At 46.6% G+C, this 23,452-nt stretch carries 25 protein-coding genes and 1 riboswitch; of the genes, 6 read left to right on the forward strand and 19 right to left on the reverse strand.

Annotation, left to right across the window (positions count from 1 at the left end; genetic code table 11):
- Positions 1-123: 123 nt before the first annotated feature.
- On the forward strand, positions 124-1,668 hold the full coding sequence (locus tag ABMB67_RS02085; RefSeq protein WP_251222318.1) for an AbgT family transporter: 1,545 nt from the start codon (positions 124-126) through the stop codon (positions 1,666-1,668).
- A 79-nt stretch (positions 1,669-1,747) separates the two neighbouring features.
- On the opposite strand, the gene ABMB67_RS02090 is transcribed toward ABMB67_RS02085, so the two are convergent.
- Complete coding sequence (locus ABMB67_RS02090) at positions 1,748-1,951, reverse strand: cold-shock protein (protein ID WP_251194025.1); 204 nt, start codon at positions 1,949-1,951, stop codon at positions 1,748-1,750.
- 812 nt (positions 1,952-2,763) lie between these two features.
- Positions 2,764-2,916, reverse strand: a complete 153-nt coding sequence (locus tag ABMB67_RS02095) for a hypothetical protein (RefSeq protein ID WP_354570957.1) — start codon at positions 2,914-2,916, stop codon at positions 2,764-2,766.
- Between the two features lie 121 nt (positions 2,917-3,037).
- Between ABMB67_RS02095 and ABMB67_RS02100 the strand changes: the two genes are divergently transcribed.
- Positions 3,038-3,604, forward strand: a complete 567-nt coding sequence (locus ABMB67_RS02100) for a hypothetical protein (RefSeq protein ID WP_354570958.1) — start codon at positions 3,038-3,040, stop codon at positions 3,602-3,604.
- An 85-nt stretch (positions 3,605-3,689) separates the two neighbouring features.
- On the opposite strand, the gene ABMB67_RS02105 is transcribed toward ABMB67_RS02100, so the two are convergent.
- Positions 3,690-4,394 (reverse strand): YhcN/YlaJ family sporulation lipoprotein, encoded by a 705-nt coding sequence (locus ABMB67_RS02105; RefSeq protein ID WP_354570959.1) that lies wholly within the window; start codon positions 4,392-4,394, stop codon positions 3,690-3,692.
- 234 nt (positions 4,395-4,628) lie between these two features.
- Between ABMB67_RS02105 and ABMB67_RS02110 the strand changes: the two genes are divergently transcribed.
- Together ABMB67_RS02110 and dapA are read left to right on the forward strand one after the other, a co-directional pair.
- On the forward strand, positions 4,629-4,784 hold the full coding sequence (locus ABMB67_RS02110) for an aspartyl-phosphate phosphatase Spo0E family protein (protein ID WP_251222322.1): 156 nt from the start codon (positions 4,629-4,631) through the stop codon (positions 4,782-4,784).
- A 189-nt stretch (positions 4,785-4,973) separates the two neighbouring features.
- Positions 4,974-5,153: riboswitch (Lysine riboswitch) on the forward strand.
- Positions 5,154-5,295: 142 nt separating this feature from the next.
- Entirely contained in the window at positions 5,296-6,183 is an 888-nt protein-coding gene (gene dapA, locus ABMB67_RS02115; protein ID WP_354570960.1) for a 4-hydroxy-tetrahydrodipicolinate synthase, read from the forward strand.
- A gap of 69 nt (positions 6,184-6,252) precedes the next feature.
- Here the strand turns inward: dapA and kduI are convergent, their stop codons facing one another.
- The 6 genes from kduI to ABMB67_RS02145 are packed head-to-tail and all read right to left on the reverse strand — an operon-like array spanning position 6,253 to position 11,852.
- On the reverse strand, positions 6,253-7,083 hold the full coding sequence (gene kduI, locus ABMB67_RS02120) for a 5-dehydro-4-deoxy-D-glucuronate isomerase (protein WP_354570961.1): 831 nt from the start codon (positions 7,081-7,083) through the stop codon (positions 6,253-6,255).
- A gap of 36 nt (positions 7,084-7,119) precedes the next feature.
- Positions 7,120-7,887 (reverse strand): SDR family oxidoreductase, encoded by a 768-nt coding sequence (locus ABMB67_RS02125; RefSeq protein ID WP_354570962.1) that lies wholly within the window; start codon positions 7,885-7,887, stop codon positions 7,120-7,122.
- A gap of 23 nt (positions 7,888-7,910) precedes the next feature.
- Entirely contained in the window at positions 7,911-8,927 is a 1,017-nt protein-coding gene (locus ABMB67_RS02130; RefSeq protein ID WP_354570963.1) for a zinc-dependent alcohol dehydrogenase, read from the reverse strand.
- Between the two features lie 45 nt (positions 8,928-8,972).
- Positions 8,973-10,283 carry a TRAP transporter large permease gene (locus ABMB67_RS02135; RefSeq protein WP_354570964.1) on the reverse strand — a complete coding sequence of 437 codons (1,311 nt, stop codon included), beginning with the start codon at positions 10,281-10,283 and terminating at the stop codon, positions 8,973-8,975.
- A gap of 20 nt (positions 10,284-10,303) precedes the next feature.
- A complete protein-coding gene (locus ABMB67_RS02140) occupies positions 10,304-10,792 on the reverse strand; it encodes a TRAP transporter small permease (protein ID WP_354570965.1) in 489 nt (162 codons plus the stop codon).
- A 16-nt stretch (positions 10,793-10,808) separates the two neighbouring features.
- Positions 10,809-11,852, reverse strand: coding sequence for a TRAP transporter substrate-binding protein (locus ABMB67_RS02145; protein ID WP_354570966.1), 1,044 nt, complete (start codon positions 11,850-11,852; stop codon positions 10,809-10,811).
- A 306-nt stretch (positions 11,853-12,158) separates the two neighbouring features.
- On the opposite strand from ABMB67_RS02145, the gene ABMB67_RS02150 reads away from it, so the two are divergent.
- Complete coding sequence (locus ABMB67_RS02150) at positions 12,159-12,923, forward strand: IclR family transcriptional regulator (protein ID WP_354570967.1); 765 nt, start codon at positions 12,159-12,161, stop codon at positions 12,921-12,923.
- A 94-nt stretch (positions 12,924-13,017) separates the two neighbouring features.
- Here ABMB67_RS02150 and ABMB67_RS02155 read toward each other — a convergent pair whose 3' ends face one another.
- From ABMB67_RS02155 to ABMB67_RS02170, 4 genes are all read right to left on the reverse strand, one after another.
- Positions 13,018-13,953: a DMT family transporter gene (locus tag ABMB67_RS02155; protein WP_354570968.1), complete on the reverse strand. Its 936-nt coding sequence runs from the start codon at positions 13,951-13,953 to the stop codon at positions 13,018-13,020.
- 233 nt (positions 13,954-14,186) lie between these two features.
- Positions 14,187-15,422, reverse strand: coding sequence for a M24 family metallopeptidase (locus ABMB67_RS02160; RefSeq protein ID WP_354570969.1), 1,236 nt, complete (start codon positions 15,420-15,422; stop codon positions 14,187-14,189).
- Positions 15,422-16,630, reverse strand: coding sequence for a M20 metallopeptidase family protein (locus ABMB67_RS02165; protein ID WP_354570970.1), 1,209 nt, complete (start codon positions 16,628-16,630; stop codon positions 15,422-15,424). The genes ABMB67_RS02160 and ABMB67_RS02165 overlap by 1 nt, the downstream gene beginning before the upstream one ends.
- Positions 16,627-17,820, reverse strand: coding sequence for a cystathionine gamma-synthase family protein (locus ABMB67_RS02170; protein WP_354570971.1), 1,194 nt, complete (start codon positions 17,818-17,820; stop codon positions 16,627-16,629). The genes ABMB67_RS02165 and ABMB67_RS02170 overlap by 4 nt, the downstream gene beginning before the upstream one ends.
- A gap of 210 nt (positions 17,821-18,030) precedes the next feature.
- Between ABMB67_RS02170 and ABMB67_RS02175 the strand changes: the two genes are divergently transcribed.
- The gene (locus ABMB67_RS02175) at positions 18,031-19,698 is read left to right on the forward strand and encodes a PucR family transcriptional regulator (RefSeq protein WP_354570972.1); all 1,668 of its coding nucleotides are present in this window, start codon (positions 18,031-18,033) and stop codon (positions 19,696-19,698) included.
- A gap of 32 nt (positions 19,699-19,730) precedes the next feature.
- On the opposite strand, the gene kapB is transcribed toward ABMB67_RS02175, so the two are convergent.
- From kapB to ABMB67_RS02205, 6 genes are all read right to left on the reverse strand, one after another.
- A complete protein-coding gene (gene kapB, locus ABMB67_RS02180) occupies positions 19,731-20,105 on the reverse strand; it encodes a kinase-associated lipoprotein KapB (RefSeq protein WP_251222329.1) in 375 nt (124 codons plus the stop codon).
- Between the two features lie 14 nt (positions 20,106-20,119).
- The gene (locus ABMB67_RS02185) at positions 20,120-20,332 is read right to left on the reverse strand and encodes a hypothetical protein (RefSeq protein ID WP_251222330.1); all 213 of its coding nucleotides are present in this window, start codon (positions 20,330-20,332) and stop codon (positions 20,120-20,122) included.
- Positions 20,311-20,562, reverse strand: a complete 252-nt coding sequence (locus ABMB67_RS02190) for a hypothetical protein (RefSeq protein ID WP_251222331.1) — start codon at positions 20,560-20,562, stop codon at positions 20,311-20,313. The genes ABMB67_RS02185 and ABMB67_RS02190 overlap by 22 nt, the downstream gene beginning before the upstream one ends.
- 98 nt (positions 20,563-20,660) lie before the next feature.
- Positions 20,661-20,987: a hypothetical protein gene (locus ABMB67_RS02195; protein WP_354570973.1), complete on the reverse strand. Its 327-nt coding sequence runs from the start codon at positions 20,985-20,987 to the stop codon at positions 20,661-20,663.
- 195 nt (positions 20,988-21,182) lie between these two features.
- Positions 21,183-21,830 (reverse strand): YpjP family protein, encoded by a 648-nt coding sequence (locus ABMB67_RS02200; protein WP_354570974.1) that lies wholly within the window; start codon positions 21,828-21,830, stop codon positions 21,183-21,185.
- A 100-nt stretch (positions 21,831-21,930) separates the two neighbouring features.
- The gene (locus ABMB67_RS02205) at positions 21,931-23,421 is read right to left on the reverse strand and encodes a glutamate synthase subunit beta (protein ID WP_354571121.1); all 1,491 of its coding nucleotides are present in this window, start codon (positions 23,419-23,421) and stop codon (positions 21,931-21,933) included.
- Between the last annotated feature and the right edge of the window lie 31 nt (positions 23,422-23,452).

Consider the following 23,452-nt stretch of genomic DNA (forward strand, 5'->3'; position numbering starts at 1 on the left):
CATTTTTACTATTTTTTGTTTTTTCGTACACGCTCCGTTAATAATACGGTAGAATCAAAATCGTGTTTCCTTTTAAACAGATCGCACACTCTCTATATTTTATGATGAAAGGAGTTTATCTTGATGGATGATTCAATAAAGAAGCAAGGTATTTTCGGAAAATTTCTAAGCTTCATTGAGCGAGTTGGTAATAAATTGCCTCATCCGATTACGCTTTTTGCTATATTAGCCGTCGTTGTTGTGTTTCTGTCCGCTCTACTATCTTCCTTTGACATCAGCGTCGAGAATCCGACCGAGCCCGGTGAAACGTTGGCCATCACCAATCTGTTAAGCGGAGAGGGAATCGCTTATATTGTCACAAGCATGGTCAGCAATTTTATCAACTTTGCTCCGCTCGGTGTCGTCCTCGCGACGATGATCGGGATTGGCGTCGCCGAAAGAAGTCAGCTTATTAGCGCTGCGCTGCGCGGCCTTGTCACTTCTGTCCCGAGCCGCTTAATTACCGCTGCCTTGGTTTTCGCCGGGATTATGTCAAGCGTCGCTTCCGACGCCGGCTATGTTGTTCTTCCTCCATTAGGAGCGCTGCTCTTTGTTGCGTTAGGACGCCATCCTCTCGCCGGGCTTGCTGCTGCTTTTGCGGGCGTCTCCGCCGGTTTCAGCGCGAATTTATTTCTCTCTGCCACAGATCCGATGCTTGGCGAACTGACAAGACAGGCGGCGGCGACGTTTGATCCAGCCTATGCTGAGACGATCAATATTGCGATGAACTACTACTTTATCGCGGTCTCTGTATTCGTCTTGACCATTGCCGGAACGTTCGTCACTGAAAAAATCGTCGAACCGAGACTTGGCACGTACAAAAACAAGCTGGAGGCAAGCCCTACGGGAATCGACTACTTACAAAAAGACGAAAAGCGCGCCCTCACATGGGCAGGTATTTCAATGGTTATTGTCGCTGTCATTATGTCTCTGCTTGTGTTACCTGAATGGGGACCTCTGCGCGGGGAAGGGCCGAACCCGATCGCCAATTCTCCGTTTATGCGCTCGTTGGGCCCTGTTATTTTAGTGCTGTTCCTCGTCCCGGGGATTGTGTACGGCGTGTTAATGAAGACGATTCGTAATGACAAAGATGTCGCGAACCAAATGTCCGATACGATGGCTTCGATGGGGATGTTTGTTGTTCTCGCCTTTACGGCCGGTCAATTTGTTGCCTATTTCAATGAAACGAATATGGGGATTGTTCTTGGTGTGTATGGAGCTGAGTTTTTGCAGAGTGTGAATTTCACGGGAATTCCGTTAGTTCTTGCCTTCATCGCTGTGACTGGATTGATTAATTTATTTATCGGCAGCGCCTCGGCGAAATGGGCGATTATGGCTCCGGTATTCATTCCGATTATGATGCAGCTCGGCTATTCTCCGGAACTGACACAAATGGCGTACCGGATCGCTGATTCGACGACCAACATTATTTCACCATTGATGACCTACTTCGCGATTATCATCGCCTTTGCGCAAAAGTATGATAAGAAGATGGGGATTGGGACACTTATTTCCGTCATGGTCCCATACTCGATTGTTTTCTCAATCGTTTGGACGGCTATGTTAATCATCTGGATGCTGCTCGGAATTGATCTCGGGCCGGCCTCGCCGATTCACTATCCTTCATAGCAAAACTTGTTCAAACCGACTTTAAAAATGTACTTAAAAAGGGTGCCCCTTTAAGGGACACCCTTTTTATATAAGCAAATTAAAGTTTTACAACGTTAGCTGCTTGTGGTCCACGGTCGCCTTCAACGATTTCAAATTCAACAGATTGACCTTCGTCAAGTGTTTTGAAACCTTCGCCAGTGATAGCACTGAAGTGTACGAATACGTCGTTTCCGCCTTCTACTTCAATGAAACCGAATCCTTTTTCTGCATTGAACCATTTAACTGTTCCAGTTTGTGCCATGCTAAAAACCCCAATCTTAATATTATTTACTTAATATGCTAATCATATTTACAAACCAAGGTAAATAAAAAATTCACATATTATAAGGAACATCAATCACAAATCGAGTGAATATCCCTTATAACATGTGAATACCAAACTCTTATGAATCTGTGTTTCTTATTTGATGAGCAAAACTAAATATAAATTGGTTATCAAGGATCTAGTATCAATCTTCAATCGATGAAAGCCCTACCTCTCATTCATCTTTACGGTTCCTTGACCGCGCCAGTGGAATGAAAAGAGCTATCTTGGGAATGAAGTCGACAACCATTGACTTTACTATAACTTATTATTGACAAAAATGCAAGCGCAATAATTTACTTTTCACCATTCCTGCCGCCTCCTTCTGTTTCATAACAGAAAGCAGAAAAGCTTGAGACTCAACTAGCTTACAGGCTGGACAAAAGGTAAAACACAACCTTTTGTCCAGCTTCCTTTACTCAAGATCAAGTACGGCTGTAGTAATCATTAATCGATTCAAGGATCGTCGGCTCTTCTTTCACTTCAACCGGCTTGCGGTCAGTTTCCTTGCTCTGTTTTCTCACGATGATCTCCCTCCCGTTTTTTGTTATTCATTACCTGTGCTCTTCTCTTTCTCTTTCTCTTTCTCTTTCTCTTTCTCTTTCTCTTTCTCTTTCTCTTTCTCTTACCGCTAGTATATTCTTCTGTTATACAATAGTCAACCTTTTTCGGAAAATTGTATTATTACATAATGTATTTTGTTTCAAAAAAAAGTGTGGCAAGGTTCTCTCCCCTTCACCACAACGGTTTTAATTCTTTTTCAGCTGTTGCTCAATTTGCAGTAAATGTTCATCGGCACGTTTGTTGACGATGGTTTCAAGAGTATGAGACATATGATTCCCGAACATCATCACCCCAAAAAACAAAGTAAAAAAGCAAATACTAAACACGATCACCATCACGCTCCGCTCCCCCTTCATGCCTTTCTACCATGTATACGGTTTACCGGAGGCAGTCATGCATAAAAAAAGCGTCTGCTTCCATACTAAAGAAAAATTGGTTATGAAAGAGAGTTGAAGATACGTGTTTAGTCGAGCCTTCCTCACCTTTATGCTTCCTTTATTTTTGCTGCTTTTTGGCTGTGCAATGAATCCGCAGGACGACCTGATGAAAAATCTCGATGCAGAGCAGCATAAACGAGCAGACAGCTTAGCTCTACATTCCAACAATACAGATCAAAATAAAGTTCGCGGCTTGCAGACGAACGACCTCCAGTCTTTTGCCAGTGAAGTTGGCTACTATCTTTCACAATCCGGCGAGCTGTTGCAGCAAATTTCTCCCTATTTTGATACTCCGAACTTGGGCGAGGGAGAGCTCGATCACATTTATGCCGCCTTAACGGCCTTTGAAGCGCAGAGTGAGCAGCTGCAAACGTTGTCGCACCCGCCTGAATTTAATGGCTTTTTCCAAGTTCAGATGAGTACGCTGATTGAAGCCCGGGCTCTCGCTGACCTGATTACAGCAGTGGCCGAAACCGGTGATATGTCACAGCTGGCGAACGGAAGAATTTATTATGAAAATGTCGTCATGGCTCATAAGCTGATGGAACGGGAATATTTAAATGTCTCCGAAGAGCACGGCCTTTACTAACAAATGCACCAAACTGAAAAAAGGTTGTTCCAATCATAAGATGGCACAACTTTCTTTCAGGAAAATAAGCGGACGGCGCATGCCGTTACCTGCGTCCTTGAATCGTATCATCAATCAGATCGGCGAGCTCGCCGACGGCGCCGCCCACTCCTTCAAAAGGATGTGGCCAGGAGACATGATGCTCAATCGCATTCATTTGGTTAATCAAACGTCGGTTCGTTGTAATATAAACAGTTGATCCGCCAATCTCATCACGGATTTCATTTTCGACTGATTTGATTAGTTTCTTTCGATCCTGTTCATATGATTCAATGCCGATAATGATTTGATCGTCTTCGGCCAGCACATGAGCATCTTCAATATGTTCAAGGGCTTCTATCCGTTGTTCAATGCGGCGGAGTCTTTCTCCTTGCGCTGTTTGTTCGGTTTGAGCCTGATAAGATTTCCTCTGCAAGTACGGCTTATCACGATGAGCGTATTTATCCCGCAGAACATTCGGTCGGTTATTCAGCACCCTTTCCCCGCGTTTCGTACTTAAAATTCGTTTATTCGTCGTATATTGGCCTTCATGCCGAAGGGAATGTACAGGATCCGTCAACCCTTTCGGCGCGCGATCAGGCACGACCAAGTCCATTAAGGGGCCTTCCAAGCCACGGACACGCGCTACTCCATAGCCGCTGAATCCTTCCTCACGATTAGAATTCGCTCCCATTACAGACTTTTGTTCTACTTGACATCCTCCACAAAAAAGAATGCCCATTATAAGGATGATCGAAATGATTTTTTTCATTGGTACCTCCCTTCTTTTTGTTTAGTTTACGACATTCTTTTTATTTCACTCTTGCAATATTCAACAGGAATGGTGCAACACTCCACAGAGAAAAGTGTCGAACTTTCGGGGATTTTCATTTTTTCTGACTACTTTCGTGGAATTGCTTTTTTATTTACAAAAACCGGGTATAATGTAGCATTGTGATAGATAAAAACAATGTGCATTTTGCAAAATATAAGATGGAGTGAAGCAATGTATTATTTAAAAATCGAACAGAAAAGGGAACAAATGTTGACACTTGCCAAAACATACGGATTGACCGCCGACGTCACCGTACAGTGCAGCCAGGAGCTTGACAAGCTGCTCAACCAATTGCAGGCGAAAATGGTGCCTTTCTTAATGAAATAATCGGACAGATGGGTGATCCGAGCAACCTGTGTTTTCCTTTGAATCACCTTCATCTTGACCAGAAGCGGCGCAACGGCTTTGATCAATCTTTTTACGAAATAATTGAAATTCGCCCTAAAGTATTGCAATTATTAGCAGCATCTGTTAAGGTAGACACAAATTCATGTAAGAACTTACTTCATACGCTGAAGTGAGGGTAGAGGCGCAAATGCCATAAGTAAGCTTGTCGAGGAGTATGAGCTCTGAAGAAGCAAGTCGAAAGGGGAATTTGCCGAAGTTAACGGAAGCTCATAGTCCGTTGGCTGGGACTGTATTGAATAAATACAGGACTGTCATATAGCGTTTGCTATATGGAGGGCTATCTCACACATTGATTTGGTCTAGCGTCGTTTATGTACTGACGTACAGCTAGCCTGCAACAATGAGTCGAGAGCTCGTTGTTGTTTTTTTGTGCCTCCCAAAGTAGCCCAAACAACGTATGTAAACTTTTTAGAATTGAGGGTGAATAAGGATGAATTTCGGACGTATTCTAACAGCAATGGTGACACCGTTTAATCAGCATGGACAAGTTGATGTTGAAGCAACAAAGGAGCTTGTCGCCCATTTAATCTCAAATGGCTCAGACGCATTGGTCGTTGGTGGAACAACTGGTGAATCGCCAACTTTATCAACAGAGGAAAAATGCTTATTGTTTGAAACGGTTGTAAAAGCAGCAGACGGTAAGGTTCCGGTTATTGCCGGTACAGGTTCGAATAATACACAGGCTTCCATCGAGCTGACGCAAAAAGCTGAAAAGCTCGGTGTAGATGGCATTATGCTTGTCGTTCCTTATTATAATAAGCCTTCACAGGAAGGGATCTTTGCCCATTTCAGCACGATCGCCCGGTCTACAAAGCTTCCGGTGATGTTATATAACATCCCTGGCCGCAGTGCAGTGACGATGTCGGTTGAAACAACCTTGCGTCTTGCCCAGATTCCGAACATCGTGGCGACGAAAGAAGCAAGCGCTGATTTAGAAGCAATGGCGGCGATTATTGAAGGTGCGCCAGACGGCTTCTCTCTATATAGTGGAGATGACAGCCTGACATTGCCGATTCTTTCCATCGGCGGCATTGGCGTCGTTTCAGTCGCCTCGCACATTATCGGTAACGAAATGCAGCAAATGGTCCGCAATTTTCAGGCAGGACAGGTTCAAGCAGCTGCCCTGCAGCATCGCCAGCTTCTCCCTGTAATGAAATCGCTGTTTATGGCGCCGAACCCGACTCCGGTAAAGGCTGCCCTCGAAATGCAGGGGATTAAAGCCGGCCCTGTCCGCTTACCGCTTGTGCCGCTCTCCGCAGAACAGCAACAGCAGCTGAAAAGCGTGATCACACCGACGATGAATTTCTTTGTAAGTTAAATGAAAGTGAACAGATCAAATAGCTGAAGGGGTGTATCAAAAGGAAACAGTCCTTTTGATACACCCCTTTTAGCGCAAATCCTTCATCTCGACAAAATCCATGTCTGTAAAGGTATAATTTTCACCAGCCATCGCCCATATAAACGTATAATTGTTCGTGCCTACACCCGAATGAATCGACCAGGGAGGCGAAATGACTGCTTCCTCATTTTTGACGAGTAAATGCCTCGTCTCTGACGGCTCCCCCATGAAATGGAATACACGCGCATCTTCTTCCATATCAAAATAGAGATAAACCTCATTGCGCCGATCATGCACATGGGCAGGCATTGTATTCCACATATTATTCGGCTCCAAAATCGTCATCCCCATCATCAGCTGACAGCTTTGAATGCCTTCCTCATGAATGTATTTGTAAATCGTCCGGTTATTGGACTGCGCATCTGAGCCGAGTCTTGTTGGAACGGCAGCGTCAATCGGCAGCACCTTTGTCGGATAATCCCGGTGCGCCGTTGTCGAGACAAAGTAAAGCCTCGCTGGCGCTTTATCGTCGACACTTGCAAACAGCACACTTTCCTTCCCACGGCCGATATAGAGACAATCATGCTTATTCAGAAGGTATTCCTCACCGTCGACCGTAACCTTCCCTTGACCACCAATATTAATAATGCCCACTTCACGGCGTTCGAGAAAATAAGCAGTACGCAGAAAATCACCCGCTTCAAGCTTTAGCTTGTTCTCCACCGGGACCGCGCCGCCAATGACGGTCCGGTCATAGTGACTGTACACCATTTTCAGTTCTCCATCAGTAAACAACTTTTCGATAAGAAAGTCTTCTCTCAGACGTGCGGTTGTATATTGCTTTACATCAGTCGGGTTTGCCGCATATCGATTCTCCATATTCTCAATCCCTTCTCTTCTTTTTCTCTCCCTTATTTACCTGCCCATCCATCCTCCGTCGACGGTAATAATCGTTCCGTTGACGTAATTCGATGCATTCGATGCTAAATAAACAATGGTCGCCTTAAAATCTTCCGGTTCTCCCCACCGGTCGGCAGGGATCCGCGCCAGTATTTCTTGTGAGCGTTGGGGATCCGCACGCAATGCCTCTGTATTATCGGTTGCGATATAACCTGGGGCGATCGCGTTAACCTGAATTCCCTTCGCCGCCCACTCGTTTGCCAGCGCCTTCGTTAATTGACCAATCGCCCCTTTGCTTGCCGCATACCCCGGCACATTGATCCCACCCTGAAACGTCAGCAACGAAGCGGTGAAAATGATTTTACCAGACTGTTGTGATATCATCATTTTCCCGATTTCCCGGCTTAAAATGAATGGCGCGTCCAGGTTCACATTGACAACCTCATCCCAGTATTCATCCGAATGCTCCGCAGCCGGGTTTCTTTTGATCGTCCCTGCATTGTTGACTAGAATATCAATCGTTCCGAAATCCCTTTGCAGCTCGGCAATAAATGTATAGAGCTGATCGCGGTCTGAAAAATCACAAGTATAGCCCTTGAACTGCCGGCCTAATGCTTTTACGCTTTGCTCCACCTCACTGTTTTCCCCAAGAGTCGCGCTAACACCGATAATATCAGCCCCTGCTTCAGCCAAAGCCTCGGCAAGCGCCTTGCCAATTCCGCGCTTGCATCCTGTGACCAGCGCCCTTTTTCCATCAAGCTTAAACATATCGAGTACAGTCATCTCTCTTTTGACCTCCTAGCTTTTTATGAACAAGTGAGCAGCACTTTCATCACATTGCCGCCCCCTTCCATTTCCTTTAGTCCCTGCTCGAGATTTTCCAATGGGTAAACATTTGTTATCACCTGATCAAGCGGCAGCTCGCCTGACGCGGCAAGGGCAATCGCCTGGTCAAAGTCCTCCGGTTCATATACACGGGCCCCGAACATCTTCAGTTCCTTCCAAAAAAATTGAAACAGGTCAACCTGCGACGCTTGCCCAAAAATTCCAACGATGACAATTCTTCCTCTCGTTCGTAACAGCTTTGTCATCATTTGCGCTCCTGTTTGTGAAGAGGTTACTTCAAAGACAACGTCCGCTCCCGCTCCATTCGTTTCTGCATAAACGATTTTTTCTAGATCCTCGTTTTTAGAATCAACGACTTCAAAGCCCAACTGCTGAAGAAGGTTGATCCGATAAGGATTGATTTCAACAATTTTTACCGTTGCGCCCTTCTGCCTTGCGACCATCGCAATTAAGGCACCTATTGGTCCGCCACCAATAACGACAACATATTCGCCTGCTTCGATTTGTCCGGTTCTGACATCATGGCAGGCAACCGCCAACGGTTCGATTAAAGCGCCATGCTTTAATGACACACTCTCCGGCAGCTTATGAATCGTATAAGCAGGGACATTCCAATACGTTTGAAAGGCTCCTTGTGTCTCGATTCCTAAAAAGGCAAGATGATGACATATATGCGAGTGGCCCGCTTCACAAGCCGGACAGTGACCGCAAGGCGACAAAGGCCGGACGGTTACCCGGTTGCCGACGGCGACATTCTCTACACCATTACCGACCGCCTCAACAATACCGGACATTTCATGACCTAAAATTTGCGGAAAGGTAACGCGATGGTCCATCACGCCATGATAAATATGAAGGTCCGTCCCGCAAATTCCACAATGAGAAACTTTAATCTGCACCTCGCCTTCCCCCGGTTGAACCGGCCGCGATTCCCCTACTGTAATTTTTTTATCTCCCTCATAGAAAACAGCCTTCATCGTCTCCACCTCTTTTATAAAATTCAGCTTTTGCCATCCATTGTTTTATCCGTTGTGCAAACCAAGAATCCCCGGCAACCATATTGACAGCTGCGGCACATAAGTTATGAGCAGCAGCACGGCAACTGAGACAACGAAAAAAGGCAGAAGCGGTTTAATAACATCTTCAATTTTTAAATTTGCCACCTTCGCCCCGACAAAGAGAACAGGTCCGACCGGCGGGGTGATCGTTCCAATACAAAGATTAAAAACGAGCATAATGCCAAAATGAACAGGATCAATCCCAAAACTGACGGCAATCGGTAGAAAAATCGGGGTGAAAATTAAAACGGCAGGCGTTGGATCCATAAATGTTCCAACGAGCAGCAGCACTAAGTTCATAATCAACAAAATCACGAAAATATTACTTGTCAAGCTGAGCAGACCGTCGGCGATCAGTCCTGGAATATTCGTAAAGGACATCACCCAGGACATAATGGAAGAAACGCCGACTAAAAAGATAACAATTGACGTTGTTTTCGTCGCCTCCAGTAAAATCCGCGGCAAATCCTTCACTTTTATCGTTCTATATATTAATGAAAGAAGAAGCGAGTAAACAACGGCAATCGCTGAGCCTTCCGTCGCCGTGAACACACCGCCGATAATCCCGCCAATGACGATAACGACAAGCAGCAAGCTTGGAATCGCGTCTAACATAACAAGCAGTGCTTGGCTGAAACTGATACGATCATTTCTTTTTAAGCGATACCGCTTTGCCAGCACGAGCGCGACGATCATACAACCAAGTCCCCAGAGAATTCCAGGTAGATAGCCGGCCATAAATAAAGCGGCAATCGAAGTTCCCCCGCTAACAAGGGAATACACAATCAGCGTATTACTCGGTGGAATAAGCATCCCGGTCGGTGCCGAGGCGATGTTAACGGCCGCGCTGAATTTGCGGTCATACCCTTCCTTTTCCTGAAGAGGCGCCATCGTGCTGCCGACGGCTGCTGAAGCTGCAACGGCTGATCCGCTAATCGACCCAAACAGCATATTGGCCAATATATTTGTATGGGCAAGCGAGCCCGGCATCCGGCCACTCAGCACTTTGGCGCAATTGACGAGCCGAATGGCTATACCGCCATTATTCATAATGACACCAGCCAAGATAAAAAACGGAATCGCAATCAGCGTAAACGAATTTATCCCGGTAAACAGTCTTTGTGCTGACGTCAACATTCCATTCCCGACATCCACGATGGTGAACATCGCCAGCACAGATGCTAAGCCTACACTTACGCTGATTGGCACTCCAATCACGAGCAAAACACCAACACTAATAAAAAGGATTAATGCGGCTTGAACAGCAACATCCATCAGGATATTCTCCTTCCTAGCTATGCTTTCTTTGCTTGATGCAAGCCTTGTTTTAACAATTGATAAATATTGTTCAGACTATAAAAGACGATGCAAAGCCCGCTTAATGGCATGGCTGCATATAAATAGCCAACAGGAATTTGCAAGGCGGCAGCCATTTGCGTCCATGCCAAGTTAGTTGCGTTAATACCGCCTAACACCAGCGCAAATACGGCGAACGCCATGATCACAATTTCAATTATAATATCGGTTCCAAGCTGCCATTTTTGCGGAAAGGTATTTTTTATAAATTCAATCGACATATGTCCTTTCTCTCCAAACACGTATGCAGCGCCGAATAATACAAGCCAGACAAAACAGTATTTTGCCAATTCCTCAGAGATGACACTCGGATCGTTTAATACGAACCGAGTGAACACCTGCCAGGTAACCAATAGTACCAGGAAACCGAAAAGCCCAATACAGAATAATGTTAGTACTTTATCTAAGCTTTTTTTGATGAGATTCATATCACCACTCCATCAGCTATTGCAAAGCATTTTGCACTTTTTCATAAAGAGCCTGTGCTGTATCAGTCGTTAATTTTTCATCAATAACCGGCTGAACGGCGTCTTTAAAAAGCTGCGTATCCGGATAATTAAATTCTGCTCCAGCTTCCTCCGCTGCTGCGATGGCCGCTTCTACATCCTGATCCCATAAATCAAACTCAAGATCAATAGCCTTATCCAGTTCATCGAGGAAAATTTGCTGATGCTCTTCTGACATGCTATTAAAGAAGTTAGTATTGACGATCAAATAATCAGGAAACATGAGATGCTGGGTATAGGAATAATAAGGAGCAATCTCATCATGATTTAAATTGGCGAAAATCAGTTCATTGTTTTCACCGCCATCCAGTACACCGGACTGAATCGCTGTATACACTTCCCCCTGCCCCATTGGCGTACCGGTTCCGCCCATAGCTGCCATCATCTGAATATTTGTATCACTTTCAATGACTCGGATTTTCATTCCCTGCAAATCTTCAGGTGTCTCAATTGGTTTAATAGAGTTATAGACATTGCGGACTCCACCGTGGAATCCTGCTAATACGGTAACCCCCTGATCCTCAATCGATGTATACAAATCACCGACAATATCACTGTCCTTTAAAACGGCTTTTTGATGTTCAGCTGAATCAAACACATACGGCAAATTGAACACCGCAAAATCCTCGTTGAAGTTTTCAAGCAGACTTCCGGCGACAATCGACATTTCGATCGTTCCAGACTGAGCTAGCTCGATTGTTTCGCGCTGGGCACCCAGTAATTCATTCGGCGAAATTTCAATCTGATAAGCTCCGTCCGTTAATTCATACACGCGCTCACCAAATTCCTCCATCGCTTTGAACTGAGGATGATTTTCCGGCTGGTTAAAGGCCACTTTAATCGTTTTCGCTTCCACCTGTGCCTCAGATCCGCCTTCCGCCGCTCCCCCTGCCGAAGAATCCGTATTACCACAAGCAGCCAGAAAAAAAACCACCAAGACAGCGCTTACAATTATAGAAAGCTTTAGTTCTTTAGTTTTCATTGTTATTCCCCCTAAAAATAAACAAATTTTCTTCAGCTTTGTAATCCTTTTCATTTTGCAAATTAAAACTGCGCAACGTAAATTCTTTAAACACCCCTTTCTTTGTTCCGTATCGTAATACAACGTTCCGTATAATGATTATAGTTAATCTTTCCTTTTTTTTCAATAACTTTTTTAAATATTTTTATTTTGCTTTTTTTAACTGTTCTATGATGCTCTATTTGTGACAGTAGTTTACAATACGGTACAATTCCACTATGATAAAATTCAGAGATTCTCTTTTATAACACTCAAAAGGAGTTAGACATGGCAAACGTTCAATCAGTAGAACGCGCTCTTACGCTTTTAAACGTTTTATCCGAATATCCGGACGGCATTCAGGTGACTCGTCTTTCTGAGCAAGTTGGGCTGACGAAGAGTACGACGCATCGTCTTTTGACAACACTTGTTAACATGAATTTCGTCTTAAAGGATAAGGATTCAGATAAATATAAACTTGGTTATCAAGTTGTTTATTTATCAAGGCAATTATTAAATAATTCTGACCTGATCCAAATCTCAAGGCCGTATTTAAAAAAGCTATGTGATGATGTCAATGAAGCGATTCATCTTTGTATCGAAGATAATGAGGAAGTTTTGTACATTGATAAGATTGAAAGTACACAAACGATTCGAATGTATTCTCGTATTGGAAACCGACGTCCTTTCTACTGTACAGGTGTCGGTAAGGTTCTGCTCGCCGGCATGGAGCCGGAGCGTTATCAGCATGTATTAAAAAATATCGACTTTGAAGTCCGTACCCCGAACACGATTACAACGCCAGAGGAATTGACCAAGGAAGTAAGTAGTGTCAAGGAACAAGGCTATGCTCTGGACAATGTTGAGGTAGAAGAAGGAATCCGCTGCATCGCTGCGCCAATTTACAATGCAAAAGGCAGCATTATTGCCAGCTTCAGCATCTCCGGTCCAAGCAATCGCGTAACGCTTGAGCGGATTCAAGACGAGCTTATTGAACGAGTCCGGCAAACAACGCGCGAAATTTCCGAACAGCTCAAGCTGTGGAATATTTAGAGTAACGATGGATCTGCTGCCTTTAAAGCACAGGATATTAACTAAATTAAAAAGAAATTGTCCCAAAAAGCAAGCTTTTGGGACAATTTCTTATCTATATATGCTTTACAGCCTTTTTAGCTACAGGATGATGCTTTGCCCAAGCCCGTTCAATATAACCAGTGCCAAACAGAACACCGAGCACAATAAAGACAAAGCCAAATGTTTGATACCAGTAGATTTTTTCCCCTAAAAAAATCGCCGAGCTGACCAGACCAAAGAATGGAACGAAATTATTGAAAAGCGCGGTTTGGCCTGCCCCGATTTGCTGAATCGCCGCGTTAAATAAAAAGTGCCCTAAAGCCGTGGCAACGACAGCTGACAGGAAAAACAGAACATATAGATAAAACGGCGCACCGACTAAGGCTGACGGCCCAGTTGGTTCCAACATTAAGCTTAAACCAAGCAACCCGATTGAGCCAAATAACAGCATAAACGACGTCATCTGTTTTGAATCAAGCGTAGCGGTCGCTTTTTTAATATAAATAAAGCTGATCGCCTGCATCACCATCGCGATAAACACATACAGCTCGCCCGTTTGTACCGCCCAGTTACCGCCCCCGAGTCCCTGAATGAACATGACGCCGATAAAGGCCATCACAATGCCAAAGAAGCGCCATTTTGTTAAACGGTCTCCTAAAAAGATCACAGCGAACAAAAAGGTCGTCAACGGCAACAATGCGAGGATCAGCACCGTATTTGAAGCATTCGTTAACGTTAACCCTTGCGATAAAAAGAAATGATGGCCGACGACGCCGAAAGCTGTTGCTAAAAGCGTCAGCTGCCATTCCTTTTTCGTCATTTTTCTCATTTGCTTACTGAAAAGGACAATGGCAATCGCCACTACACCCGCAAGCATGATACGGAAGCTCGTCATCGTTGCCGGCGGGAAGGCATCCACGAGCAGCTTCAACAAAACGATGTTCAGCCCCCAGATGATCATCACGACAAAAATGACACAGTACGTAAAAATTAATGATTTCTCTTTCATTTTCTCCACTCCAGTTTTTCTCTCTCCCTTTTGTCTACCTCCCATCTTACCACTGTCAAATCGCCTTCGCTACGACTTTTTTTCCAAAATTTGTAGAAAGCGCTTTCTTGAAAAGGCCGGAAATCAGGAGGTCATTGAAAAACGTCCTATTTCGTAACTCGAAGAAAAAAGCTGCTGAAAAAGTGTAAATCGTCCTTTTTCAGCAGCTTCGTCGACCCGAAAGCCTGTGCGTTCTACGATGTGTGTTCGTCCGGAATGATGGAGATGACCGGTTTTTCGTACAAATCCCGTGGGAAAGCTGTCATCGTTTCTACGCCACGGTTGGTAATGCGAATTGTTTCCGTAATCTCCACACCATAGTCCTCGTACCATAAGCCTGGCATTAAGTGAAACGTCATATTCGGTTGCAGGACGGTTTGATCTCCCGGCCGAAAACTGACTGTATGCTCGCCCCAGTCTGGCGGGAAGCTTAACCCGACTGAATAGCCGAGACGCGAGCTTTTATGAAAGCCGTACTTTCCGATCGTTTGCCGCCACACCTGCTCCACTTCCTCGGCGAGCATCCCCGGCTTAATCGCTGCCAGCGTTGTCGCGATTCCTTCCTGGACGACAGCAGCCATTTCCTTAACATGCTGCGGGGCGCGGCCGACCGCCATCGTTCTCGCCATCGGCGTATGGTAGCGCTGATAGACGCCGGCAATTTCAATTGTCAAAAAATCCCCTTCTTCATAGCGCCGTTCTGTCCAGGTCAAATGCGGGCAGGCCGTCTTCTCATTCGTCGGCAGCATCGGCACGATGGATGGATAATCACCACCGAACTCAGCCGTCCCCTGAACTTGCGCATGCGAGATCGCAGCGGCGACATCACACTCCCTCACTCCTGGGGCGACGGCCTCGTAAGCAGCCTTCATCGCTTTCTCCACAATCTTCGCCGCTTTCTTCATGTAGACAATTTCCTGCTCTGATTTGATCAAACGAACGCCGTTTACAAGACTTGACGTGTCCTTTAGCTTCGCGTTTGGCAAGCCGTGCTTCAGCCGCTCATAGCTTAAGGCGGTAAAGTAATGGGCGTCCATCTCGACCCCGATGGCGCGGCTTCCTTGACCGATTTCCGTTAAAATATTGGCGATAAAATCAATCGGGTGTCTTTCTGTAGACTGGACATAATAATCCGGATAGGCAATAATATGCTGTTCATCAAGCCACGTTGTTTTGGCGACGCCCCCTGCATCCATCTGTCTGCCGATCCATAGCGGCTGGTCATCGTCCAGCGTCACGATCATCATCTGATGAACGTAAAAGCTCCAGGCCGCATAATGACTGACATAGTACATATTGGAAGGATTGGAAATGAGGAGCACATCAATGCCGACATCAACCATTCTGCTTTTTACCTTTTCCAGCCTTTGCTTATATTCTGATAACGGGAACAAATGATCCACCCTCCTTTTTTCTTGTTGATTCTCCATTATGCCATCCAATCGGATCCACATTGGATGGTGGATAGCGCTTTACCGGATAACAGGCGGAGGCCTGCTTCGACGAGAATGTTCGTACCAAGCTCAAGTGCCGCCTCATTAAAATCAAATGTTGGCTGGTGAAGCGCCGTCTGCTGCGGAAGGCCCGCCCCGAGAAAAAGCATGGCTCCCGGCCGCTGAGCTGCCAGATGACTAAAATCCTCGCTGCCCATTCCGTACGGCTGCTCGTGAATCGCTATTTCCGGCTCAACCGAACGTACTGTTTCTTCGAGCAGCTTCACTATTTCCGGCGCATTTTTTAGAGCTGGTTCTCCGTGTTCCATCGTCAGCTCATAGCTCCCTCCATATGCTTTCACACTCTCAAGAACATGACGCAGCGCTATTTCCATTTGGCCTCTCGCCACGATTGAATAGGTTCGAATCGTCCCATTGATCCTGACCTGTGACGGAATGACATTTGCCGAGCTGCCAGCCTCAAGCCTGCCGATACTTAACACCGCCGGCTCCAGCGCCGCGATTTTCCGCGCCGGGATTCCATACAATCCGGGGAGAATCAGCGAAGTTAGCCAGATCGGATCAACAGCCTGCTCCGGATAGGCTCCATGCCCACCCGTCCCGCTAATGACGATCGAAAACGTATCGACATTCGCCATCACAATTCCCGAACATAGCTTAATCTGCTTATATGGAAGCTCCGGGTCAAGATGAAGGGCGATCATCGCCATGACATCATCAAGAATTCCAGAAGCCAGTATATGCTGGGCGCCTGTCAAGCCTTGTTCATCACTCGTTTCTTCCGCCGGCTGAAACAGACATTTGACCGTGCCTTTCAGCTTGCCGCTTTCATGCAATTCGCTTAAGCGATGGACCGCGCCAAGCAGCATCGCTGTATGACCGTCATGCCCACAGGCATGCATGATGCCGCGGTGGACAGACTGATAATCGGCTCCGGTTTTCTCTTCAATCGGCAGGGCGTCAATATCGGCTCGCAAGCCAATGACTGGCGATTCCCCGTTTCCGACCGTGGCCAGGACGCCGGTATCAAGCCCGATTGTTTCCTTGCCGGTATGAAGCGTTACGCCAGGCAGACCGGCTAATTGCTCAACGATATAGGCAGTCGTTTTATGCTCGGCAAAGCTAAGCTCAGGATAGCGATGGAGATGGCGGCGCCAGATGATTAACTGTTCGGCTGCTGTCATCCTTCGTTCACGGCTTCAAGAGCCTGCTTCAAATCCGCCAGCAAATCACCTTGATCTTCAATTCCGGCTGAATAACGAACGAGACCTTCCGGAATGCCAAGCGCCGCCCGCTCCTCCGGCGTGTTCTCGACATGACTTGTCGTCCGCGCCGGCCCAACCGTTGTTTCCACCGCGCCGAGATTTGCGGCACGATGTGCGATCTCAAGCTGCGGCAAAAATTGTCTGACCGCTTCCAGTCCTCCTTTTAAGGCAAAGCTCAGCATTCCGCCGAAGCCGCTCATCTGCTCCCGGGCAATCTGATGGTTCGGATGAGTCGCAAGCCCGGGATAATAAACGCTTGCGACTTTTTCATGTCCACTTAAATAACGTGCTACCGCGAGGGCGTTCTCCTGCTGCTTTTCAACGCGCAGCTTTAATGTTTTCATTCCGCGCAGCAACAGATAGGCTGCCATCGGATCAAGTGAGGCGCCATTTATTTCGCGGTAATGGTAAATCGCTTCAACGAGCTGACGATCACCGCAAACGACACCGCCAAGCGCATCGGCATGCCCGCCGAGAAATTTAGTCGCACTGTGAATGACAAGATCCGCTCCGAGCGCCAGTGGATTTTGATTAATCGGTGTCGCGAACGTATTATCGACGAAAACGAGTGCTCCCGACTGTTTTGCCGCTTGCACAATCCGGCGGATGTCCGTTATTTTCACCGTTGGATTCGTTGGTGTTTCCAAATAGACGAGCCTGCAGCCTTTTTCGATTTCTGCTTCCATCTGCTCATGATTGCCCGTTTCGACAAGCTCGACCTCGATTTGCAGCTGAGGCAGAAATTCGGAAAAGATTTTATTCGTCCCGCCGTACGTGTCCTTGATTGAGACGAGGCGGTCGCCCGGTCTCAATACGGTCATGAGCGCATTGGAGATCGCCGCCATTCCGGTTGAACAGCTCGTTGCCGCTTCTGCTCCTTCCAGCTCTTTCACTTTTTCCTCAAAGGCCTGGACGGTTGGATTCGTATTGCGGCCGTAAATATGCCCGTCCCGTTTTCCAATCGCCACTTCATACCATTCATCAATGTCGTCGTATCCGTATGCTACACTATGAACAACCGGAACCTGCGTTGCTCCATGGGCCAAATAGTTCTTCTCCCCCGACCAGACGACCTGCGTTGCCTTCTTCATTCCTTCATATGCTCCCATGAAACCACCCCTTTACCAGTATGTAGTTCCATCTTACTCAGAATAATCAGAAAAAACATTGACCAAATTGTATGAAGATCATCGATGATTTTCATCTATTTTTAGCAATAGGCTATAGATGAGGAGAAAAGAAAGATTGTCCGGCGTTCCTTTCTTCTTATACAATAGGAAAAAACAAAAGCTGTTCAGGTGATGGAAGGAGTGAAGTGAATGGGGATAACGATGCAAGAGGTGTACAGTCTGCCATTATTCGAACATTCCATTCTCTGCTCCGGTACAGAGAAAATGGAAACAACCGTTGTAAAAGGAGTATCCGTGATCGAAACGCCTGTCGAGTCATTTGTCCGGCAGAATGAATTCGTGCTTACTTCCGGCGTCTCGTGCCGCGATGAAGACAGCTTCCATCAATTTGTAGACGAAGTGATCGCGGCAAAAGCAGCCGGACTCGCTGTCGCTTTAGGACCTTATGTCAAGCAAATTCCCGCTTCTGTTATCGAGCTGGCCCAGGCAAAGCAGTTCATTCTGCTGACAGTGGACTGGGAGGTTCGTTTTTCCGACATTCTCGAAGCTGTCTTTGCCCGAATTCATCAACGAAAGCGGGAAAATTTGGAGAAGATCGAGGCGTTGCGCAAATCGTTGCTGCATTATATTCTCTCCGGTCAATCGCTCCATACCGTAGCCGACCATGTCGCCAGTACGCTGACTTGTGACATCCTGATTGCGGATAAAAGAGGCGTGATTCTCGGTAAATCGAAAGCCGTCCATCCGGACCTTCAGGAGAAATGGCTCGTCTTTCTTCACAAACAATTAGTGGATGACGGAATTTATCAGCATGTGAACAGTGGCTTTGATTGGCTCGCCTATGAGGATGGCTATGCGCTGCAGCTGACGATTCATTCCGGCGCGGCGATTCAGGGCTACATCGTCGTTGGCGGCTTTGGAGAGGAGCCATTCAGTGAAGAGGAGCATCAGGAGTGGGTCAGCCTGCTTGAGCATGTTGCCACCGCCGTGGCGATTCACTTCTTTCATCAACAAGCAGCAAAAGAAACCGAGTGGCGCCTACGTGATGATTTTGTGTGGGAGCTGTCGCGCGGGGCGATTGCGACAAAGGAAGCGATGCTCTCACGGGCGAAATCACTCAGCTATCAAATCAACCTGCCCTATCTCGCTCTTGTTGCCAAAGCAGAGCAGGTCGAACAGGCATTCCAGGCAGCGAGTCATGTGACGATTTCCTTCGATCACTGGCTTCATGAATGCATCCGCTATATGGAAGAGGAGGCTGAAAGCATTGCCAAATCGATGGCGCTCAAATCGATGGTCACCTATCAGCAGCAGGAATTAATTATTTTTCTTGAAATCACCCATGAACCGGCCAGCTCCCAGGCGATGATCTATATTAAAAAATTTACAGAGCGGCTGCAACTGCTTTACCCTTCTCTCACGCTGTCGTGGGGGATCGCCAAGCAGTATGGCTATTCCTGCTTCCATACGAGCTATTTGGAGGCGAAACGGGCGCTGGAGATCGGCCGCAAGCGGAAAGGTATCCCGTCCATTTCGACGTTCTCGGATACAAAGGTCGACCGCATCCTGGAAAGCATTTATCAAAACAACGAGCTGCTGGAGATTACCGGTTCGATCTTGACGGCCTTGCTGCGTTATAGCGAGGAAAGGCAAATTGATCTGCTTCACACGTTTACCACGTATCACCGCAACCGGCAAAACGTCAGTCAGACAGCGCGCGAGCTTAATCTTCATCGGCAATCGCTCCTCTATCGCCTCCGAAAAATCGAAAGCTTAACAGGCTGTTCGCTCGATGATGCCGACGATTTATTTTTGCTCGACTTAAGCACCCGCTTATGGCTTTATGACGGTGAATAATCCGACGATACGCAAAAAGAGTATGGGAGCTTTCACCACCCATACTCTTTTTCACATTCTTTCAGCTTTTCTTCGCATTTTCTCGCCCACTCACTATCAAGCTGCTGACAATTGGCAAGCTCCTTTTGAAACGCTTCTTTCAGTGATTCTTGATACGAAGGAATTTCACCTTCATACGGCTTCATCGACGAGAGCGGGACCCACGTTTTTTCGAATTCAGCCAGTGCTTTCCGCTGATGAAAAAGCGGGACATCCGCTTCCTTCGGATGATGCAGATCACCCTGCATCGGGTGCTTTAAAACCGCCGCCACTTTTACGAGAGCGCGCTGATTGGCAGGCTGCTCTTCAAGCAGTTCGGCGATATAAACCCCTGTTTTGTAAACAGCCCGGACATACTGGCGTTCCACTGCTGATCTCCCCCTTATCTTGTGACAAATCCACTGCCGAACATCAGCAGTAAATAGGCCGCAATCATCACAAATCCAATTCCAAAGCTCCACATCGCCCGCTTCTTTTTCTGTTGAAAGATGCTATAAATCCCGATCATACCAAAAATGCCAGTCAACAGAAAGAAACCAAATACGGCTAAAATGATAACTAAGTCCTGTTCCATCATAGGCCCGGAATGAGCCATGTAAAGGCCCGCCACATAAATTCTGACACAGGTACTAAATACTTTGTCGAAAACTCTTCCAATGATGTAGAGTGAGTGAAGGCATCAATGACAATGAAGCCAAAGGTAACTAAAATGACAATGATCGTTATGGATAAAATAATGGCAAGTAAAGCGATGTAGCTCAGAACGATCCGCAAGATCCACTTCAGCCACGGCGGTCTTGCTTTTCTATCTACTTGTGCATCCACGCAAATCCCCCTCATAGTTCAGACATGATACTCCCCTCTTATCCTACCAAATATCATCCTCAAGTTAGAGCTTGATTTGCGAAAAAATGATGAACAAGTCAATCAAGGTGAAGCTTTGATAATATTCCATCAATCGGCACCCCGGCCGGAGTAGAGATGTCATTAAAGTCAAACTCGGTTAAATTGATTGTGTCCGCTTCTGACGAGTCCTCCCCTTTCCCTTCTCCTGCATCGGCAACTGCACTTCCTTCTTCCTCACCATCATCCGTTCGTTGTTGCTCATTGAATGGATCAGCTGCTTCAGCTGTTTCCTCCAGCGAGACATCATCTGTTGAACCTGTCTGTAGAAACTGAACAATCACAAGTGTCCAAATCGTCACAAAAAGCAACGCTGCCGGCAATAACAGCCATCTTTGTTTAGCCATATGCTCCACTCCATAACATACATACTTCTTTTTGTTTACGTTACTCTGCTCCTGCTAACTAGTACCTTTATTCTATCATGGCCGGCCAGCTTTTGTCATCGTTCTCCATTTTCCTTGTTCATGATAACGATGGAAAGGAGAGCCAGCGTTTCCTCGGGCTGAGCAGCCCGCCTCCATAGAAAAAACCGCATCCATTTAGACGCGGTCTTCTCCGTTCCATTGGGGAGGCATGTCCTTTCCCCAGTAAATCGTCCCCAATTCATGGTGACGTTCGTATTGATCGAGGTATGTGTGATAATGAAAATTAAAGAAGTAGCCTTGCTTCGGCGGCTGGTCACGCCGAACATGAAAGCGAAAATAGTCCGTACCGCTTTCATCATTGTACAAGTGAACAATTTTCTCTCCCAACCCCGAGGCAGGCTGAACTGAAAGCTTGACGTGCTTCCAGTCCTCTTCTGTAAACGTCCGGGCGGTATCGATCAGCCCTGTTGTCAGACGCGGCAATATTTCCTCCGCAAATGGCTTATTGATCCGTTGAGAAATTGCCGTTCCGAACTTATTCAAGCTTTGCTTATAAGCCTGCTTCACGAAATATTGCTGCAGCACCTCAGCCGATGTAATATCGCGGTGAATATAGTGCTCCGTCTTCGCCGGAAGCACTTCATGAAATAGATCATAATTATCCTGATCAACTTTATAAATTAGTGGGTTGTCGTTATTTTCATCCAGTGCCCTCTGCGGCTCGTCTGCATGGACCTCCCGAACAAAGTCGAAAGGAACAAACATTCCAAGTGTCAACAAGGCCGATGATATGACGATACCACGCTTCATCCATGGAAACATCATGAGTCGCCCTTTCATTGTTACAATTTTCTCTCTATTTTCATTTTCTCATGAAACAATGAAAAAGGCTATTACAAAATCGTTACAAGCTTATAACATCTTATGGTAAATTAGAGCTTCCCATCAAATAACGATCACATTCTCTTGCTGCTTCTCTTCCTTCATGAATCGCCCAGACGACCAGGCTTTGGCCGCGGCGATTATCGCCGGCAGCAAAAACACCGTCTACACTCGTCGCATACTTGCCGTATGCCGCCTCAATCGTTTGACGCGCCGTTGTAGCAAGTGACAGCTCTTCGATGATACGCTCTTCCGGACCGGTAAAACCGACAGCAAGCAATACCAGGTCAGCCGGCCATACTTTTTCCGTCCCTGGAATCGGCGTCCGCGTCTTCCGTCCGTTTTCATCAATTTTCGTTTCAACGTCAATCGTGTGCAATTCTTTTACGTTGCCGTGTTCGTCACCGACAAACTTTGTCGTACTAACCTGATAGCTGCGCGGATCACTGCCGTAAACCGCCTGTGCTTCCTTTTGGCCATCCTCAACTTGATGCACAATTGGAAACAGCGGCCAAGGGTTTTTCTCCTCATCACGGACACCAGGCTTCTGCTTATTAATATCAAATTGCGTAATGGATTTTGCCCCATGACGGACAGATGTCGTAATACAATCGACCCCGGTATCTCCGCCGCCAATCACGATAACATTTTTCCCTTCCGCGGAAATGTAGTTGTTATCCTGATGGTTGGAGTTAAGCAGGCTCTTCGTATTTGCCGTGAGAAAATCCATCGCAAAATGAATCCCTTTTAGCTCGCGGCCTTCTACTTCCACATCACGCGGCTTCGTCGCCCCCGTGCAGAGCAAAACAGCATCAAAATCGTTTTTCAGCTGGGCAGCCGGTATATCCTTGCCAATTTCGACGTTCGCCTTGAACATAACGCCTTCCTCTTCAAGAATTTTGACGCGGCGCTCGACGACATGGTAGGCAAGCTTCACATCCGGAATGCCGTATGTTAGCAAGCCGCCAATCCGGTCCTCACGTTCAAAGACCGTCACCGTATGGCCCGCTTTATTTAATTGAGCCGCAGCAGCTAAGCCGGCCGGCCCTGAACCAACGACAGCAACCGTTTTACCAGTGCGCTTCGCCGGTGGCTGAGGTACGATCCAGCCTTCCTGAAATCCGCGTTCAACGATATGAAACTCAATGCTTTTAATCGAAACGGCCTCATCGGAAATCGCGACGGTACAGGAACCCTCACAAGGCGCCGGACAGACCCGTCCTGTAAATTCAGGGAAATTATTCGTCTTGTGCAGACGCTCCAATGCTTCCTTCCACTTTCCGTGATAAACCAAATCATTCCATTCCGGAATTAAATTATATACCGGACAGCCGATCTCACCTGAACCGTCCATCGTCGTGCCTGTCTGACAAAAAGGCACCCCGCAATCCATACAACGAGCACCTTGCTGACGTAAAACTGGTTCAGGCATTAAAATATGAAACTCCTGCCAGCTTTTCGTCCGCTCGAACGGATCACGCTTTTTTGTTGTTTCTCTCTTATACTCCATAAATCCAGTTGGCTTCCCCATCGCATTCACTCCAATCCTTGTCTGTCTACTT

The sequence above is a fragment of the Halalkalibacter oceani genome (genome assembly GCF_040544555.1).
Classification (GTDB): domain Bacteria; phylum Bacillota; class Bacilli; order Bacillales; family Bacillaceae_D; genus Halalkalibacter; species Halalkalibacter oceani.

What these genes read in the sequence shown, in the direction of transcription:
- ABMB67_RS02085 (WP_251222318.1), top strand. Translation starts at nt 124, where the DNA reads ATGGATGATTCAATAAAGAAGCAAGGTATTTTCGGAAAATTTCTAAGC.
- ABMB67_RS02090 (WP_251194025.1), bottom strand. Translation starts at nt 1,951, where the DNA reads ATGGCACAAACTGGAACAGTTAAATGGTTCAATGCAGAAAAAGGATTC.
- ABMB67_RS02105 (WP_354570959.1), bottom strand. Translation starts at nt 4,394, where the DNA reads ATGAAAAAAATCATTTCGATCATCCTTATAATGGGCATTCTTTTTTGT.
- ABMB67_RS02110 (WP_251222322.1), top strand. Translation starts at nt 4,629, where the DNA reads ATGTATTATTTAAAAATCGAACAGAAAAGGGAACAAATGTTGACACTT.
- dapA (WP_354570960.1), top strand. Translation starts at nt 5,296, where the DNA reads ATGAATTTCGGACGTATTCTAACAGCAATGGTGACACCGTTTAATCAG.
- kduI (WP_354570961.1), bottom strand. Translation starts at nt 7,083, where the DNA reads ATGGAGAATCGATATGCGGCAAACCCGACTGATGTAAAGCAATATACA.
- ABMB67_RS02125 (WP_354570962.1), bottom strand. Translation starts at nt 7,887, where the DNA reads ATGACTGTACTCGATATGTTTAAGCTTGATGGAAAAAGGGCGCTGGTC.
- ABMB67_RS02130 (WP_354570963.1), bottom strand. Translation starts at nt 8,927, where the DNA reads ATGAAGGCTGTTTTCTATGAGGGAGATAAAAAAATTACAGTAGGGGAA.
- ABMB67_RS02135 (WP_354570964.1), bottom strand. Translation starts at nt 10,283, where the DNA reads ATGGATGTTGCTGTTCAAGCCGCATTAATCCTTTTTATTAGTGTTGGT.
- ABMB67_RS02140 (WP_354570965.1), bottom strand. Translation starts at nt 10,792, where the DNA reads ATGAATCTCATCAAAAAAAGCTTAGATAAAGTACTAACATTATTCTGT.
- ABMB67_RS02145 (WP_354570966.1), bottom strand. Translation starts at nt 11,852, where the DNA reads ATGAAAACTAAAGAACTAAAGCTTTCTATAATTGTAAGCGCTGTCTTG.
- ABMB67_RS02150 (WP_354570967.1), top strand. Translation starts at nt 12,159, where the DNA reads ATGGCAAACGTTCAATCAGTAGAACGCGCTCTTACGCTTTTAAACGTT.
- ABMB67_RS02155 (WP_354570968.1), bottom strand. Translation starts at nt 13,953, where the DNA reads ATGAAAGAGAAATCATTAATTTTTACGTACTGTGTCATTTTTGTCGTG.
- ABMB67_RS02160 (WP_354570969.1), bottom strand. Translation starts at nt 15,422, where the DNA reads ATGGAGAATCAACAAGAAAAAAGGAGGGTGGATCATTTGTTCCCGTTA.
- ABMB67_RS02165 (WP_354570970.1), bottom strand. Translation starts at nt 16,630, where the DNA reads ATGACAGCAGCCGAACAGTTAATCATCTGGCGCCGCCATCTCCATCGC.
- ABMB67_RS02170 (WP_354570971.1), bottom strand. Translation starts at nt 17,820, where the DNA reads ATGGGAGCATATGAAGGAATGAAGAAGGCAACGCAGGTCGTCTGGTCG.
- ABMB67_RS02175 (WP_354570972.1), top strand. Translation starts at nt 18,031, where the DNA reads ATGGGGATAACGATGCAAGAGGTGTACAGTCTGCCATTATTCGAACAT.
- ABMB67_RS02185 (WP_251222330.1), bottom strand. Translation starts at nt 20,332, where the DNA reads ATGGCTCATTCCGGGCCTATGATGGAACAGGACTTAGTTATCATTTTA.
- ABMB67_RS02195 (WP_354570973.1), bottom strand. Translation starts at nt 20,987, where the DNA reads ATGGCTAAACAAAGATGGCTGTTATTGCCGGCAGCGTTGCTTTTTGTG.
- ABMB67_RS02200 (WP_354570974.1), bottom strand. Translation starts at nt 21,830, where the DNA reads ATGTTTCCATGGATGAAGCGTGGTATCGTCATATCATCGGCCTTGTTG.
- ABMB67_RS02205 (WP_354571121.1), bottom strand. Translation starts at nt 23,421, where the DNA reads ATGGGGAAGCCAACTGGATTTATGGAGTATAAGAGAGAAACAACAAAA.